Origin of the sequence: Citrobacter sp. Cpo032 (genome assembly GCF_030332975.1) — a bacterium.
Lineage (GTDB): Bacteria > Pseudomonadota > Gammaproteobacteria > Enterobacterales > Enterobacteriaceae > Citrobacter > Citrobacter portucalensis.
The window spans coordinates 1-15,292 of record NZ_JAOWGU010000040.1; the positions used below are offsets into that span (position 1 = coordinate 1).

The 15,292-nt window shown below is 50.1% G+C and carries 15 protein-coding genes and 1 tRNA gene; 10 read left to right on the forward strand and 6 right to left on the reverse strand.

Annotation, left to right across the window (positions count from 1 at the left end; translation table 11 throughout):
• Positions 1-237 precede the first annotated feature (237 nt).
• A complete protein-coding gene (gene dkgB, locus OGY33_RS09955) occupies positions 238-1,041 on the forward strand; it encodes a 2,5-didehydrogluconate reductase DkgB (RefSeq protein WP_003830794.1) in 804 nt (267 codons plus the stop codon).
• A 21-nt stretch (positions 1,042-1,062) separates the two neighbouring features.
• Here the strand turns inward: dkgB and yafC are convergent, their stop codons facing one another.
• The gene (gene yafC, locus OGY33_RS09960) at positions 1,063-1,977 is read right to left on the reverse strand and encodes a DNA-binding transcriptional regulator YafC (protein WP_008783768.1); all 915 of its coding nucleotides are present in this window, start codon (positions 1,975-1,977) and stop codon (positions 1,063-1,065) included.
• Positions 1,978-2,081: 104 nt separating this feature from the next.
• Here yafC and OGY33_RS09965 point away from each other — a divergent pair, with 104 nt between their 5' ends.
• From OGY33_RS09965 to OGY33_RS09975, 3 genes are all read left to right on the forward strand, one after another.
• Positions 2,082-3,257 carry an MFS transporter gene (locus OGY33_RS09965; protein WP_003830796.1) on the forward strand — a complete coding sequence of 392 codons (1,176 nt, stop codon included), beginning with the start codon at positions 2,082-2,084 and terminating at the stop codon, positions 3,255-3,257.
• 131 nt (positions 3,258-3,388) lie between these two features.
• A complete protein-coding gene (locus tag OGY33_RS09970; protein ID WP_008783770.1) occupies positions 3,389-4,189 on the forward strand; it encodes an endonuclease/exonuclease/phosphatase family protein in 801 nt (266 codons plus the stop codon).
• 76 nt (positions 4,190-4,265) lie between these two features.
• Positions 4,266-5,036, forward strand: a complete 771-nt coding sequence (locus OGY33_RS09975; RefSeq protein ID WP_103015300.1) for a class I SAM-dependent methyltransferase — start codon at positions 4,266-4,268, stop codon at positions 5,034-5,036.
• A 49-nt stretch (positions 5,037-5,085) separates the two neighbouring features.
• Here the strand turns inward: OGY33_RS09975 and mltD are convergent, their stop codons facing one another.
• Both mltD and gloB read right to left on the reverse strand, forming a co-directional pair.
• The gene (gene mltD, locus OGY33_RS09980) at positions 5,086-6,444 is read right to left on the reverse strand and encodes a murein transglycosylase D (protein WP_032942416.1); all 1,359 of its coding nucleotides are present in this window, start codon (positions 6,442-6,444) and stop codon (positions 5,086-5,088) included.
• Positions 6,445-6,515: 71 nt separating this feature from the next.
• Entirely contained in the window at positions 6,516-7,271 is a 756-nt protein-coding gene (gloB, locus tag OGY33_RS09985) for a hydroxyacylglutathione hydrolase (RefSeq protein ID WP_008783773.1), read from the reverse strand.
• Between the two features lie 33 nt (positions 7,272-7,304).
• Here gloB and OGY33_RS09990 point away from each other — a divergent pair, with 33 nt between their 5' ends.
• Positions 7,305-8,027, forward strand: a complete 723-nt coding sequence (locus tag OGY33_RS09990; protein WP_048214878.1) for a class I SAM-dependent methyltransferase — start codon at positions 7,305-7,307, stop codon at positions 8,025-8,027.
• Here the strand turns inward: OGY33_RS09990 and rnhA are convergent.
• Positions 8,024-8,491, reverse strand: coding sequence for a ribonuclease HI (gene rnhA, locus OGY33_RS09995; RefSeq protein ID WP_003838896.1), 468 nt, complete (start codon positions 8,489-8,491; stop codon positions 8,024-8,026). The genes OGY33_RS09990 and rnhA overlap by 4 nt on opposite strands.
• 64 nt (positions 8,492-8,555) lie before the next feature.
• Here rnhA and dnaQ point away from each other — a divergent pair, with 64 nt between their 5' ends.
• Together dnaQ and OGY33_RS10005 are read left to right on the forward strand one after the other, a co-directional pair.
• Positions 8,556-9,284, forward strand: a complete 729-nt coding sequence (gene dnaQ, locus OGY33_RS10000) for a DNA polymerase III subunit epsilon (RefSeq protein ID WP_191238843.1) — start codon at positions 8,556-8,558, stop codon at positions 9,282-9,284.
• Positions 9,285-9,417: 133 nt separating this feature from the next.
• A tRNA-Asp gene (locus OGY33_RS10005) sits at positions 9,418-9,494 on the forward strand.
• A gap of 155 nt (positions 9,495-9,649) precedes the next feature.
• Here the strand turns inward: OGY33_RS10005 and OGY33_RS10010 are convergent.
• Together OGY33_RS10010 and OGY33_RS10015 are read right to left on the reverse strand one after the other, a co-directional pair.
• Positions 9,650-10,168, reverse strand: a complete 519-nt coding sequence (locus OGY33_RS10010) for a FidL-like protein (RefSeq protein WP_003830806.1) — start codon at positions 10,166-10,168, stop codon at positions 9,650-9,652.
• A 1-nt stretch (position 10,169) separates the two neighbouring features.
• The gene (locus OGY33_RS10015) at positions 10,170-10,853 is read right to left on the reverse strand and encodes a winged helix-turn-helix domain-containing protein (protein ID WP_008783775.1); all 684 of its coding nucleotides are present in this window, start codon (positions 10,851-10,853) and stop codon (positions 10,170-10,172) included.
• A 750-nt stretch (positions 10,854-11,603) separates the two neighbouring features.
• On the opposite strand from OGY33_RS10015, the gene OGY33_RS10020 reads away from it, so the two are divergent.
• The 3 genes from OGY33_RS10020 (at position 11,604) to OGY33_RS10030 (ending at position 15,283) form a co-directional block, all read left to right on the forward strand.
• Entirely contained in the window at positions 11,604-12,152 is a 549-nt protein-coding gene (locus OGY33_RS10020; protein ID WP_003830808.1) for a fimbrial protein, read from the forward strand.
• Positions 12,153-12,221: 69 nt separating this feature from the next.
• A complete protein-coding gene (locus OGY33_RS10025) occupies positions 12,222-12,770 on the forward strand; it encodes a fimbrial protein (RefSeq protein WP_020996612.1) in 549 nt (182 codons plus the stop codon).
• A gap of 41 nt (positions 12,771-12,811) precedes the next feature.
• On the forward strand, positions 12,812-15,283 hold the full coding sequence (locus OGY33_RS10030) for a fimbria/pilus outer membrane usher protein (protein ID WP_103015301.1): 2,472 nt from the start codon (positions 12,812-12,814) through the stop codon (positions 15,281-15,283).
• Positions 15,284-15,292: the final 9 nt, after the last annotated feature.

Sequence of the window (15,292 nt, forward strand, 5' to 3'; positions counted from 1 at the left end):
CGGTAGTTCAGTTGGTTAGAATACCTGCCTGTCACGCAGGGGGTCGCGGGTTCGAGTCCCGTCCGTTCCGCCACTTATTAAGAGCCCTGAGCTAACGCTCAGGGCTTTTTCTTTGTTTGCAATTTAATTATTGCTGAATCCGCAAATATCCTCTGCATTTTTCACTCTTTTTCTATAAAGAGCTTAAGCTCATAATCCTCTCAGTTAACGAACATAGTGATTAAAAAGAGGAATTCTATGACTATCCCTGCATTCGGTTTAGGTACTTTCCGCCTGAAAGACGACGTGGTTATCGCTTCTGTTAAAACGGCGCTTGAGCTAGGCTACCGTGCTGTCGACACTGCACAAATCTATGATAATGAAGCGGCTGTTGGTCAGGCGATTGCCGAAAGTGGCGTACCGCGTAACGAGCTGTATATCACCACCAAGATCTGGATTGAAAATCTCAGCAAAGAAAAACTGATCCCAAGCCTGAAAGAAAGCCTGAAGAAGTTGCGTACAGATTATGTCGATCTGACGCTGATCCACTGGCCATCTCCAGGTGATGCGGTATCTGTTGAGGAATTCATGCAGGCGCTGCTCGAAGCAAAACAGCAGGGACTGACTCGTGAAATTGGTATCTCAAACTTCACCATTCCGCTGATGGAAAAAGCCATTGCCGCAGTAGGTGCAGAGAATATCGCGACTAACCAGATTGAGCTTTCTCCGTATCTGCAGAGCCGTAAGGTGGTTGACTGGGCGAAAGCACACGGTATCCACATCACCTCTTACATGACGCTGGCTTACGGTAAAGCGCTGAAAGATGAAGTGATTGCGCACATTGCCGCTAAACATAACGCGACCCCGGCGCAGGTTATTCTGGCATGGGCAATGGGGGAAGGTTACTCCGTAATTCCTTCTTCTACCAAACGTGAAAACCTGGCAAGCAACCTGCTGGCGCTGGAACTGCATCTGGATGCCGAAGATAAAAAAGCGATCGCGGCACTGGACTGCAACGATCGTCTGGTCAGCCCGGAAGGTCTGGCCCCTGATTGGGATTAATTGCCTGACCCTCTGTACCCATTAACCCTCTTTCACAGCTCCTTCGGGGGCTGTTCTTATATATTCACTTAAAAAGTCGATAAATGCCCGGATGCGCGTACTGACGGCACGATCGCTGTAATAAACTGCGCTAAAAGGCATCTCTACCGGCAGACGTTTATCTGCCAATAATTCCACCAGTTCACCCCGCGCGATCTCTTTATCTATCATATAATCTGAAAGACATGCGATGCCGTTGCCATTCAGGCAAAGCTGTTTTAGCGTTTCTCCACTGTTGGAAGAAATTCCGCACTCAACCTCATGCAGCTGTCCGTCGCTACAGGCAATCGGCCAGGTATTGAGTGAAACCGGTTCGGAAAACCCCAGACACAGATGCTGGTTTAACTCCTCGACGCTCTCTGGCTTGCCAAAACGGGCAATGTAGTCCGGTGAGGCAATAATCTTACGATAGCTGGTAAATAGCGGACGCGCACGTAGACTCGAGTCAGTCAGTGTACCCGCTCGTATAGCAACATCCACTTTTCGTTCAATAAGATTGATGAACGTTTCTGAGGAGACGAGAGACAACGTCATCTCGGGATACCGTTCCCGGAACGGCTTGATTAGCGGCATCAGGAAATGCAACATCACCGGTGTTGCTGCGTCGATGCGCAGCAGGCCGCGCGGAGTATTGCGCGACTCCATGATTTCAGTTTCTGCTGCAGCCATCTCTTGTAGTATCTGCTGCACCCGCCTGAAGTAGCGCTCTCCTTCTTCGGTCAGGCTTAGCTGTCGGGTCGTGCGATTAAGCAAACTGACGCCCAGTTTCATCTCCAGCTTTTTTACTGCCCGGCTGACCGCAGAATTGGCTTGTCCAAGCTGTTCTGCCGCCCGGCTAAAGCTGCCGCTTTCCACTACCGCCACAAAAATTGCAAGTTCTTCGGAGGTTGCTTTCATTTTTGCACCTGACGCAAAATTATATTGAGATTTTGAATGTTTTTGTCATTAAAACATCCAGGCATACTGCGTGTCATCTGATTACTGATGTTACGGAGTTATTTATGCCTCTCGCTTTATTTGCACTAACAATAAGTGCCTTCGCTATAGGCACTACTGAGTTTGTGATTGTTGGTCTGGTGCCGACCATCGCTCAACAGCTGGCGATCTCGTTACCTTCAGCCGGGATGCTGGTTTCAATCTATGCGCTGGGTGTGGCAATTGGCGCGCCGGTACTGACCGCTCTGACCGGACGCCTGCCACGTAAACAGTTACTGGTTGCGCTGATGGTTCTGTTTACGGCGGGGAATTTGCTGGCATGGCAGGCACCCGGGTATATGACACTCATTGTTGCTCGTCTGCTGACTGGACTGGCACATGGCGTATTCTTCTCGATTGGTTCTACCATCGCGACAAGTCTGGTGCCAAAAGAGAAAGCGGCTTCCGCCATTGCCATTATGTTTGGTGGCTTAACGGTGGCGCTGGTCACCGGCGTGCCGCTGGGAACATTTATCGGTCAACACTTTGGCTGGCGTGAGACTTTCCTCGCGGTATCAATGTTAGGCGTGATTGCACTGATCAGTAGCCAGTTACTTATCCCTGCCAACATTCCCGGTCGTGCAGCCGCCAGCATTCGCGACCAGGTGAAGGTACTGACTCATCCCCGTCTGTTGCTGATTTACGCCGTTACGGCACTGGGCTACGGCGGTGTATTCACGGCATTCACCTTCCTTGCGCCGATGATGCAAGATCTGGCGGGATTCTCCCCGGCAGCAGTAAGCTGGATATTACTGGGTTACGGTGTTTCAGTGGCTATCGGTAATATCTGGGGTGGTAAGCTGGCAGATAAGCATGGTGCGGTTCCGGCGCTGAAATTCATTTTCGCCGCGCTGTTTGTTCTGCTGATGGTCTTCCAACTGACGGCCTCCACGCAGTACGCCGCGCTGGCTACCATTCTGGTGATGGGGATCTTTGCCTTTGGTAACGTGCCGGGGTTGCAGGTCTACGTGGTACAGAAAGCGGAGCAATTTACGCCTAATGCTGTAGATGTGGCGTCAGGGTTAAACATTGCGGCGTTTAACATTGGGATTGCGCTGGGGTCAGTGATTGGCGGGCAAACGGTCGAGCATTATGGTTTAGCACAGACGCCGTGGATTGGCGCCCTCATTGTTCTGGTAGCTTTCCTGCTGATGGGTGTCAGCGGTCGTCTTGATAAACCCGTGCGTGTTGCTCTGGGGTAAATCATTGATGTAAGCGCCCACTTACAAAACAAACTGCAATTGTTCGTTGAAAGTGAGTGCTAAAATCCCTATAACAGAAGAACCAGTCCGGCTGCGGACTGGTTGACGTTACAGAGGTTTGAAAGTCTAAAGTGCGAAAAAACACCTATGCCATGCGTTATGTTGCCGGACAACCCGCCGAGCGGATTTTACCGCCGGGGTCGTTTGCGCATATTGGCCAGGCATTACCCGCAGGCGTTCCGTTAAGTAGTGAAGACCGCATTCGCGTGCTGGTATGGAATATTTTTAAACAGCAGCGCGCAGAATGGCAGTCGGTGCTGAAGAATTTTGGCAAAGATGCGCATCTGGTATTATTACAGGAAGCGCAAACCACGCCAGAACTGGTGCAGTTTGCGACCGCTAACTACCTTGCTGCCGATCAGGTTCCTGCCTTTGTGCTGCCTCAGCATCCCTCTGGCGTCATGACGCTCTCTGCTGCTCATCCTGTTTACTGTTGTCCATTGCGCGAGCGTGAGCCTATTTTACGGCTGGCGAAATCGGCTCTGGTAACGGTGTATCCGCTGCCTGACTCTCGATTATTAATGGTGGTGAATATCCACGCGGTTAACTTTAGCCTCGGCGTCGATGTTTATAGTAAGCAGTTACTTCCCATTGGCGATCAGATTGCTCATCACAGCGGTCCGGTTATTATGGCCGGTGATTTTAATGCCTGGAGCCGTCGACGGATGAATGCGCTGTACCGCTTTGCGCGTGAAATGTCGCTGCGCCAGGTACGTTTTACTGACGATCAGCGCCGACGCGCGTTTGGTCGCCCTCTCGATTTTGTGTTCTATCGTGGTCTGAACGTGAGTGAAGCCTCTGTGCTGGTCACCCGTGCATCCGATCACAACCCGCTACTCGTTGAATTCAGTCCCGGCAAACCTGAACAATAACGGTGTGTCAGGTCTGCCGTAGGGCAGGCCTGTGATGGTTGCCCTTCCTATTTCACAACAACCGAAGGACAACACAATGACAACACGCTCTCACCATGACAACGTTGAAAAACAGTTTGGCTCTCAGGCTAATGCCTATTTAACCAGTACGGTGCACGCCTCTGGCCGTGACTTGCAACGTCTGGGGGAAAGGTTATCGGCATTTCCGCAGGCCCGTGTGTTGGATATGGGATGTGGAGCGGGGCATGCCAGCTTTGTAGCCGCGCAACACGTAAAGCAGGTTGTGGCTTATGATTTATCGTCGCAGATGCTTGAGGTGGTCGCTGAGGCGGCAAATGACAGAGGCCTGGAGAATGTCGCCACACGCCAGGGTTATGCCGAAAGTCTGCCATTTGAAGATAGCGAATTTGACGTGGTGATTAGCCGCTATTCTGCGCATCACTGGCATGATGTCGGACGCGCGCTGCGGGAAGTGAACCGCGTTCTGAAGTCCGGTGGTGTATTGATTGTGATGGATGTGATGTCACCAGGCCACCCAGTACGTGATATCTGGTTGCAAACCGTGGAGGCGTTACGCGATACCTCGCATGTTCGTAACTATTCCAGTGGAGAGTGGCTGTCGTTAATCAACGATGCCAATTTGATTGCCGATACTTTGTTAACCGATCGCCTGCCACTGGAGTTCAGTTCGTGGGTCGCGAGGATGCGTACGCCCGCGGCGTTGAGCGACGCGATTCGTGCATACCAACAAAGTGCTTCTGCAGACGTGAAAGCCTACTTTGCGTTACAGGAAGATGGCTCGTTTACCAGCGACACGATAATGGTTGAGGCACATAAAGCGAGATAAATAAAAAAGGCACTGGGGGGAATCCAGTGCCTTCATTTCTACAATGCTATCAGGAGTCCGGCATACCGTTGTTTTTCACAAACAACGTGAGCTGATCGCCTGGCTGTAGATTGTCCGTATCGCTGTTCCAGCGCATGACATCTTTGATGTTAACCCCGTGACGTTTGGCAATGCTCGACAGCGAGTCGCCTTTACGCACACGATAGGTGATGCTATCGCTGTTGTTCGCCAGACGCTGTGCGCTGGTACCCGCACCCACCGTCAGGTTTTGACCCACTTTCAGGGATGACCCGCGCAGGTTATTCCACTGCTTAAGGTCATTGGTGCTCACGCCAAGGCGTGACGCGACGCCAGAAAGCGTATCGCCAGAGCGAACTTTGTAGCTACGACTGTTCAGCGGCGTGTTATCCGCGACCAGCGTTGACTGCACGGCTGCAATTTCGCCTGAAGCCAGAGACTCACGCAGCTTCTCTGCATGCTTCTTTGGCACCATCACATATTGCGGGCCGCTGGCACCCAACGTGGAGCCTTTCACGCCTGCATTGAAAGTCTTCAGCTTGCTGACGGAAATACCCGCCATATCAGCAACCTGAGCCATCTCAACCGGGCTACTCAGGCGAACACGTGCCAACGCGCGGCTTTCGTCTGTTGTTGGCAGACGCACGCCATAGCGTTTGCTGTTTTTGAGTATATCGCTCAATGCCAGCATTTTAGGCACGTATAGCTTCGTTTCCTGAGGCAATGGCAACGACCAGAAGTCAGTGGGTTTACCACGAGCTTTGTTCGTTTTGATTGCCTTCATGACACGACCTTCACCGCTATTATAAGCAGCAACGGTCAGCAGCCAGTCGCCATCAAACATCTTGTTCAGACGCTGCATCATGTCCAGCGCGGCGGTGGTGGAAGCCACAACGTCGCGACGTGCATCATAACTGCGGGTCTGTTTTAAACCATAATTGCGCCCCGTGCTCGGAATGATCTGCCAAATACCTGCGGCATTGGCGCCAGACGTTGCGTGAGGATCAAAAGCGCTCTCCACTATGGGTAGTAGTACCAGTTCCATAGGCATGTTACGTTTCTTAACCTGCCCGGCTATCCAGTACATATACGGCTCTGCCCGTAAAGTTACATCGTGGAGATAGCTCTTATTGCGTAAATACTTCTGTTTCTGTTCGCGAATCCGGCTGTTTTCCGGAATTCCCATCTTTAGCTCGTCACCAATGAAAGCCCACAAATCTTGATCAGCAGCGATAGATGTTCCGTCGTCCATCCATCGCGCCTGACTTGTAAACTTTCCTGCTTCCCCTTGACCAGCTGCAGAAAGGCTCTGTGCGTGTTGTTGGACGTTACCAGTATTCTGGCACCCAACAAGCAGGACAGAGGCGAGTAATATCGCTTTTGCCTTCATGTGTGTGTCAATAGTTGCTTAAAAGACGACCGATCATAACGGCGAAGTTTTCAAAAGGCAACCCGGAATTGTCAGAACGTATCTTTCTTTGACCTTAACCAGGCAAAACGCTCTTCAGGTTGTTGCAATATTGTTTCTTTGTTGATTTCATTAATTAAATCAATATCTTCCGTTCTCAAAAAAAGATTATTTCGCCGCTCATTTTTCAGAATTACGGGTAGTGTCATTTGTTTTTTTACGCGTAACTCATTAACTTTACGATAATATTCATTTATGAACGAATCGTGCGGGAGAATGCTCAAGGCAAACTTCATGTTTGCTAATGTGTACTCATGTGCGCAACAAATTAATGTATCGTCAGGAAGTTCGTTTATTTTTTTAAGTGATTGATACATTTGAGTTGCTGTACCTTCGAAAAGTCGACCGCAACCGCCAGAAAAGAGCGTGTCACCACAAAATAAGTAAGGGTGGCTAAAGTAACAGATATGTCCTAAAGTGTGACCCGGAGTAGCAATTACCCTAAATTCATGCCCCAAAACGAGTGCAATATCGCCATCTTCAACTACGTGTGTCGTTCCCTTATCTTGCGTTTCAGCCGGTCCGTATACCACTATTTGTGGGAAATGTTGCAGGAGTTCTTTCACTCCACCCACGTGATCCTGATGATGGTGGGTTAGCAGAATGGCTTCCGGCACCCAGTTATGCTCTGCAATGGCTTTCAAAACAGGAGCCGCTTCACCCGGGTCCACAATCAGACAATGCTGGTCATTATTTGACAGGACCCAGATGTAATTGTCCTGAAATGCAGGAATACTGTTAAGATTCATATATTACCTCTCAATGCGTAACGGAAGGTTGTGATGAAACCGGCAAGGATCCCTCAAACTGTCGTAGCGCCCGTTAGCTGGGATGATTTGCCCTGGGGCGAACACTATCGTGAGGCGCTGGAGCATCAGCTTAACCCGTGGTTTGCAAAAATGTACGGTTTTCATCTGCTTAAGGTTGGTAATTTAAGCGCAGAAATCGATTCTGAAGCGTGCGCGGTTTCTCATCAGGTAAATGTTTCTTTGCAGGGATCTCCCATGCAGGTGACGGCCGATCCTTTGCATCTTCCCTTTGCCGATAAGTCCGTGGATGTCTGTTTATTGGCCCATACGTTACCGTGGTGCTCCGATCCGCATCGCCTACTGCGTGAAGCCGATCGCGTGTTGATTGATGACGGCTGGTTGATTCTGAGCGGTTTTAACCCGGTAAGCTTGATGGGATTGCGTAAACTGGTGCCCGTATTGCGCAAGACATCGCCCTATAACAGTCGGATGTTTACCCTCATGCGTCAACTGGACTGGCTATCATTACTGAATTTTGAAGTGCTGCACTATAGTCGTTTTCATGTTCTGCCCTGGAACAAGAAGGGCGGGAAAATGTTGAGCGCCCATATCCCCGCGCTGGGCTGTTTACAGCTGGTGGTTGCGCGCAAGCGAACCATTCCGCTTACGCTCAACCCGATGAAACAAAATAAAAGCAAAACGCCTATCCGTCATGCCGTTGGCGCGACCCGGCAATACCGTAAACCGGACGCTTAAGCCTCAGTCTGATACCCAATATCATCCTGAGTCGGGCTCATGGCCGCGGTGCGCGCAAGCTCATCGCAGCGTTCGTTTTCCGGATGGCCCGCATGGCCTTTAACCCATTCCCATTTGATTTGATGCGGCCCCAGCGCGGCATCGAGACGTTTCCACAGATCGACGTTCTTCACCGGTTTTTTATCTGCTGTTTTCCAGCCGCGCTTCTTCCAGTTGTGGATCCACTGCGTAATGCCTTGACGCACATACTGGCTGTCCGTGCTGAGTATCACTTCACACTGTTCTTTCAGGGCTTCCAGCGCAACGATTGCCGCCATCAGCTCCATGCGATTATTAGTGGTGAGGTTGTAGCCCTCGCTAAAGGTTTTTTCGCGCCCGCGATAGCGTAAAATCGCCCCATAACCACCAGGCCCTGGATTTCCCAGGCAAGAACCATCGGTGAAAATTTCTACCTGTTTAAGCATCTCTGGTAGACTTCCTGTTTTAGCAAATCGAAATCAAACGATAAGTCTGACATAAATGACCGTTATGAGCACTGGAATTACACGACAGATCGTCCTCGATACCGAAACCACCGGTATGAACCAGATTGGCGCCCACTATGAAGGCCACAAGATCATTGAGATCGGTGCGGTTGAAGTGGTGAACCGCCGCCTGACCGGCAATAACTTCCACGTTTACCTGAAGCCGGACCGGCTGGTGGACCCGGAAGCGTTCGGCGTACACGGAATCGCAGACGAATTCCTGCTCGATAAACCTACGTTTGCCGATGTAGCCGACGAGTTTCTCGACTACATTCGCGGCGCGGAGCTGGTCATTCATAACGCATCGTTCGATATCGGCTTTATGGATTACGAATTCGCGAAGCTCAAGCGTGATATTCCGAAGACGAATGAATTTTGCAAAATAACCGATAGCCTGGCGCTGGCGAGGAAAATGTTTCCTGGCAAGCGAAACAGCCTTGATGCGTTATGCTCGCGCTATGAGATAGACAACAGTAAACGAACCCTGCACGGCGCATTGCTCGATGCCCAGATTCTGGCCGACGTTTATCTGATGATGACCGGCGGGCAGACCACGATGGCGTTCTCAATGGAAGGCGACAGCCAGCAGCAGAATGACACGGTGATCCAGCGTATTGTGCGACAGTCCAGTAAACTACGCGTTGTTTTCGCCACTGATGAAGAGTTAGCGGCCCATGAGTCACGCCTTGACCTGGTGCAGAAGAAAGGCGGAAGTTGCCTCTGGCGGGCATAGTTTGTACGTTTACCGTATGAAAATGGCCATTCGGGTGATTTTTGCAGCAAACGATTTAAAACGTGAGAAAAAGCGTTGACGAGGCGCGAGGCAATCCGTAATATTCGCTTCGTTCCCAAGCGGAACACAACGCGGAGTGGTAGTTCAGTTGGTTAGAATACCTGCCTGTCACGCAGGGGGTCGCGGGTTCGAGTCCCGTCCATTCCGCCACTATTCAGAAAGCCTGAATCAGAAATGATTCAGGCTTTCGTCGTTTTAGCCTGCAAAAATAATATTCTCATTACCACGCTTTATCGACCGCGCCCGAGCTTTCGGGTGGGCAACACATCAGGTCATCCTTAACCCGACGGATATCCAGAAGGCGATTAACTCGCGAAGTGATTCATCACGCAGGCGAAGCGGGGTGAAAAGTTATCGCCAATAAGAACCGTTTCCTCATTCAGGTGCTTTAGCATATACAGCTTGTCGGCACGTTCGTAAGCGTCGAAGAAGAGATAGTCGACAGCGTCCGTTGCATCATCATCGGGGGATTTTTCCCGACCATCGGGAGTGAGCATAAAAACGCCTGCGGTATGGCCGAGTGGACGGGCATAGCGAAAAAACAGTTTTCGGTTAACAGCGAACTCGCCGTCGTCACTTTTGAGTTTCCCCTGGACTGACAATGAAAGGTGTCCGGAGTTGTAGCTGGTTATCAGCATTATTCCGTGGAGTTCCTTTTTTGTATTCTGGATGTCGAGTATCGACGTGAATTCCGAGGAGCAGGAAAAACTGATTTCTTGTTTTTTCGCATTCCCGGCGATAATAAAAAAAGCGATAGCCGCTAGCCCAAAAATGGCAATCACGACTGACCATAGTAAAGGAGAGTGATCGCTTTCCTGCTTCATATCATTCCTCATGATGGCGATACTGGCTGATGCAATGGTAATAACCGAGGTTTAGCCCGCATTCAGCGGCAAACGACCACTCAACCAGATTATGGTTGCTCGCCCAGGTATTGAGATACAGATCTTTTGGGTACGAACAGTTGGGGTTAATACCCACGGACTTGAAAATATCCAGCGCTTTTTTTTCGGTTATGGTGTCGGTGAGGGCGTTTCCTAATATATGCACACGGCATTGCTCGTAGTCGATAGTCCGCAGGATCGCCGCGTCCGTCATCGCGATTTCATTGGGTATCCATGTTAACCACGCTGTCGCCAGCACGGCGATGCCGGTAATTAACGTTGTTATCGTGACAGGCCACAGGTTTCGTTTCTTTTTCCTGGGCGTCAATGCAACATTGACTATTCTGGTGGGCGCTTGCGATTCCTCCAGTTGCTGAATATTGATACTGGCGTCGCTCATCCGAAATCCTATTCGCGGAATGGTGACGATCAGTTCTGCAGGATGGCCCGTAGACGTTATTGCTTTGCGCAGAAATGAAATGTGCTGATTGAGATTAGCATCCGTCGCTCTGGCGCCATTATGCTGGAAAACATTCCGCAGAATTTCATCGCGCGAGGATATCTCTTTACCATTTTGCAACAGATAGAGCAGTAATTGTGTTGCCACATTATTCAATGTGGCCATTTCACCAGATGCCAGGTCTTTTAGGGTATTTTTATGTGGTCTGAAAACTAAGCCTTCACCAATAATTACGGATTTAATTTTGTTTATTGGTATATGAGAAATCACTGATGTCTCCTTTAAAGCAGGATATCTCGCATTCGAGTGGGGGAAGCAATAGCATAACATAATTCATTTATAAAAAATGATTGCACCATAGATCGCTTTATTAATATTTATATAACAATCTCTTAATATATCTAATAGAATCCTCCAATCTCCTTCCTCTCTTTCACTATCTTATTGTCATTACTCGCTTTTGATGCCCAATTTCATTTTTACAAAACATTCATAAATACATTTTGCCTGTTCTTCTGGCTAAATTAAAAAATAGTTGATAGATAAAAACTCTATAAAAATTATAAATAATAGACATTAACACTGGTGTTGGCGTGTTTTTTGGCTATTTTTTAGGTAAACGATCGCTCTACAGACAGTGTTACAACACGATTCCCTGAGTTTGATTAATACCGGATTTTTGCATTGTGTCATTTTTTCGTCGACTTAATATAAGCCCCGAAACAGCGTAAACAACTGTGGGCGGTATTTCGGATGGAATACCAATGAAGTTCAAAATACAGGGTGGCTTGAGATGGATTGTTTGCAAGGAAATGCGCTTCCGCCACCAGCAGATCAGGGTTTCCCTTGCATAAATTGTCTGTGGAAATAGATCGTCGGAATAACCAAAAAACAGATATAAGGTTAAGTAGTAATATGAAAATGAAAAACGTGGCTGTGGCTTGTGCGCTGATGGCGGGAATGACTTTTACTGCATCTTCTGCTTTCGCTGCAAAAAATGTTGAACCGACTAACGGTAAAATTCACTTCACTGGTTCTCTGGTTAATTCCGCATGCGGTCTGGCCCCTGAATCCAGCCCGGTGCAGGTTAATTTTGGTGAGATCCCAACTTCTCAGTTAAAAGACAACCAACGTGCTGGTGTTAAGCATGCCAAAATCGTTCTGCAGGGCTGCGATACAACTGTTGCGAAAACCGCCACAGTAACCTACACCCCGGCAACGATTGATACCGACAACAATGCGCTGGCTGCATTTACCTCGGGTACAGCAAAAGGCGCGGGCATCGGTATGATTGACAGTGGTAATCAGGACGTGAAATGGGGCGAAGCCGCATCTCAGGTCAACATTACCGATGGCGAAACCGACATTGATTTCGTTGCTTACCTGCAGGCCAACAACGCATCCGCAGCCGTAACCCCGGGTGACTTCGAATCTACCGTTAATTTCCAGATCGATTATCAGTAACGATCTGCTGCGGGCGCAATTATGCGCCTGCTTAACCCTTCCTGCGAATAACTGAAAGGAAATGCGGTGATGCCTGGATGGCGTATTTTACTGCTTTTTATCTTCATATCGCCTGCATGGGTTTTGGCTGACACCCATCGTCTTGTCAGTACGCCCGGCAAAATGCGCATGCGGGGAAATATTATTGAGGCTGCCTGTTATGTCGATCCACGCGACCGGTCGCTGCTGGTTGAATTTGATGACCTCTCAGCCAGAGATATTTCCGGAAAACCTGAAAAAGTATCTGCGCATGATTTCAGCATTCATTTGCTGGGATGTTCATTAGGGGATTCTCAACACCCTGGGAATCTGTTCCAACGCGCCAATATTACCTTTTCCGGCGCACCGGATAGTGACAATCCTGATTATCTGAGCGTGCAATCGGAAACTGAAAATTTAGCGATAGAAATATATGACGGCAAAGGCAAGCAAATTCATTTAGGTGAGCCATCACCAGATTATGCGCTTAACCCCGGGAAAAACACGCTCAATTTTACGGCTTATTTGATCTCCCGCGACGGAAGAATGACGTCTGGTGAATTTACTGCAGTCACGCATTTTGTTGTGAATTATCTCTGAGCTGCACAGCAATTCGGGTATCTGAAGGTTTGCGAACGAAAATGATCACGCTGAAAACAGATAAAAAACGTCTGGCGCTTTTAATTGCTCTGGTCTGTGCCTCTTTATGGGCTGAAGCGGATGAGTCTATTGAATTTAATACTGACGTCCTGGATGCCAGTGACAGACAAAATGTCGATTTACAGCGTTTTTCCGAAGGCAACTTTGTGACTCCCGGAGAATATCTGTTGGATGTTCGTATTAACAGCCAGGAGATCCCTCAGCAGTCGATCCGTTATATCGTTGATCCTGCCAACTCGCATAAATCCATGGCGTGCCTGACGCCGCAACAGCTCGAATTACTGGCGCTCAAAGAAGAGGCGCTGACCTATATTCATCCGATTAGCGCGACCTGCTATGACATTTCCCGCCTGCCGGGTGTGGTGCTGAATAATAGCGCAGGCGTACTGGACATTACCGTGCCTCAGGCATGGATGAAATATACCGATCCAGACTGGACGCCGCCGGAGCGCTGGGATAACGGCGTCGCGGGACTGATTTTCGACTACAGCGTTTCGGGCCAGGCCACACATTACGAACAAGGTGGCGATCATTACCGCTCACTGTCTGGTTATGGACAGACGGGCTTTAACCTCGGCGCGTGGCGCTTTCGTGGCCAGTATCAGGCCAATTATGCTTCGGATGAAAATCGTGGGCGTATCGACTGGGATCAGATCTATGCCTATCGCCCGTTACCGATGCAGGCTGCAAAACTGACGGTCGGTGAAATATATCTGAATTCCCAGGTGTTTGATTCAGTGCGATTTACCGGGGCTAACCTCGCCAGCGACGAGCGCATGCTACCACCGAATTTGCAGGGCTACGCGCCCGAAGTGCACGGCATCGCCCGCAGTAATGCGAAGGTCACCGTCAGTCAGCAGGGGCGTGTTATCTATCAAACCACCGTTCCTGCGGGGCCATTTAATATTCAGGATCTACACGGCTCGGTACGCGGCACGCTGGATGTTCGCGTCGAAGAGCAGGATGGCAGCGTACAAACCTTTCAGGTCAATACGGCCGATATCCCTTACCTGACGCGCCCGGGCTATGTTCGTTATAACGCCGCCGTCGGTAAGCCATCGCGTTATAACCACGACGTCCAGGGACCTGCATTTTATAGCGGTGATTTTTCATGGGGGGTCAGCAATGCGTGGTCACTGTACGGTGGCGCGTTACTCACTGGCGATCGCTATAACGCCTGGTCGATGGGGATTGGGCGGGATTTGAGCTGGCTGGGCGCGCTGTCGGCTGATGCGACGCAATCCGTGAGCCGGGTGAAGCATCAGGCTGAACAAAAAGGGATGTCCTTTAAGCTCAGCTATGCCAAAACCTTTGATGAATACAACAGCGCCATCACCTTTGCCGGTTACCGTTTTTCACAGCGTAACTTCCGTACCTTCTCGCAGTTCCTCGACGAGCAGTATGAAAATAACAACAGCGCCGGCAACGAAAAAGAGATGTACACCATCACCGGTAACAAGACCTTTTTTGCTGACGACCCGCAATTAGCGACCACGCTGTACCTGACCTATACCCACCAGAATTACTGGGATCGTGGCTCTCAGGATCGTTACGGGATGTCGATGGGGCACAGCTTTTCGTTCGCAGGCATTCAGGGGATCAGCGCCAACCTTGCCGCTTACCGCTCTGAGTATCAGGGCAAACGGGACGACAGCCTTTCGCTGTCCATTTCGGTGCCATGGAGCGATGGCCGCTCAATGGATTATGAAGTGCAAAACAGCGGCAGCCAGACCAGTCAGATGGTTTCGTATTCCGATAACCGCGACCGTAACAATCCATGGCGACTGCGCGCAGGGGTTTCCGGTGAAGGGCACACCGCGTTTGATGGCTACTACAAGCATCGCAGCATGATGGCGGAACTGGAATCTAACGTCAGCTGGCAGCAATCACGCTATTTCTCCGTTGGCGGCACGATGCGCGGCGGCTTTACCGCAACGCGTCATGGCGCGGCGCTACACAACAGCCAGGCGTCGATGAATACCGCCAGGGTGATGGTTGATACCGACGGTGTGGCGAATGTACCGCTGAACGGCGAACAGGCGCACTCAAACCGCTTCGGTATTGCCGTCGTACCGGACGTCGTCAGCTATCACAGCTTTGATACCCGTATCGATGTGGACGCAATGGACGAGGACATTTCCGCGACCAAAGCCATCGTCACCAACACCCTGACGGAAGGCGCGATTGGTTATCAGCGCTTCGCTGTGGCGCAGGGGCAAAAAATGATGGCGCTGCTGCGCCTGAAAGATGGTTCGGTACCGCCGTTTGGTGCCGAAGTGTTTAACGCCAACGGTGTCAGCGTCGCCATGGTGATGGAAAACGGCATGGCCTGGATTGCGGGTGTGAATCCAGCCGAGCGTCTTTCTGTTGCCTGGGGCGGTCGCGCGCAGTGTCACTTACAGGTGCCGCAACAAATCAACCCGGAAGGTAACGTGCTGTTGCCTTGTGAATAATATCAATAA

What these genes read in the sequence shown, in the direction of transcription:
- dkgB (WP_003830794.1), top strand. Translation starts at nt 238, where the DNA reads ATGACTATCCCTGCATTCGGTTTAGGTACTTTCCGCCTGAAAGACGAC.
- yafC (WP_008783768.1), bottom strand. Translation starts at nt 1,977, where the DNA reads ATGAAAGCAACCTCCGAAGAACTTGCAATTTTTGTGGCGGTAGTGGAA.
- OGY33_RS09965 (WP_003830796.1), top strand. Translation starts at nt 2,082, where the DNA reads ATGCCTCTCGCTTTATTTGCACTAACAATAAGTGCCTTCGCTATAGGC.
- OGY33_RS09975 (WP_103015300.1), top strand. Translation starts at nt 4,266, where the DNA reads ATGACAACACGCTCTCACCATGACAACGTTGAAAAACAGTTTGGCTCT.
- mltD (WP_032942416.1), bottom strand. Translation starts at nt 6,444, where the DNA reads ATGAAGGCAAAAGCGATATTACTCGCCTCTGTCCTGCTTGTTGGGTGC.
- gloB (WP_008783773.1), bottom strand. Translation starts at nt 7,271, where the DNA reads ATGAATCTTAACAGTATTCCTGCATTTCAGGACAATTACATCTGGGTC.
- OGY33_RS09990 (WP_048214878.1), top strand. Translation starts at nt 7,305, where the DNA reads ATGAAACCGGCAAGGATCCCTCAAACTGTCGTAGCGCCCGTTAGCTGG.
- rnhA (WP_003838896.1), bottom strand. Translation starts at nt 8,491, where the DNA reads ATGCTTAAACAGGTAGAAATTTTCACCGATGGTTCTTGCCTGGGAAAT.
- dnaQ (WP_191238843.1), top strand. Translation starts at nt 8,556, where the DNA reads ATGAGCACTGGAATTACACGACAGATCGTCCTCGATACCGAAACCACC.
- OGY33_RS10010 (WP_003830806.1), bottom strand. Translation starts at nt 10,168, where the DNA reads ATGAAGCAGGAAAGCGATCACTCTCCTTTACTATGGTCAGTCGTGATT.
- OGY33_RS10015 (WP_008783775.1), bottom strand. Translation starts at nt 10,853, where the DNA reads ATGGCCACATTGAATAATGTGGCAACACAATTACTGCTCTATCTGTTG.
- OGY33_RS10020 (WP_003830808.1), top strand. Translation starts at nt 11,604, where the DNA reads ATGAAAATGAAAAACGTGGCTGTGGCTTGTGCGCTGATGGCGGGAATG.
- OGY33_RS10025 (WP_020996612.1), top strand. Translation starts at nt 12,222, where the DNA reads ATGCCTGGATGGCGTATTTTACTGCTTTTTATCTTCATATCGCCTGCA.
- OGY33_RS10030 (WP_103015301.1), top strand. Translation starts at nt 12,812, where the DNA reads ATGATCACGCTGAAAACAGATAAAAAACGTCTGGCGCTTTTAATTGCT.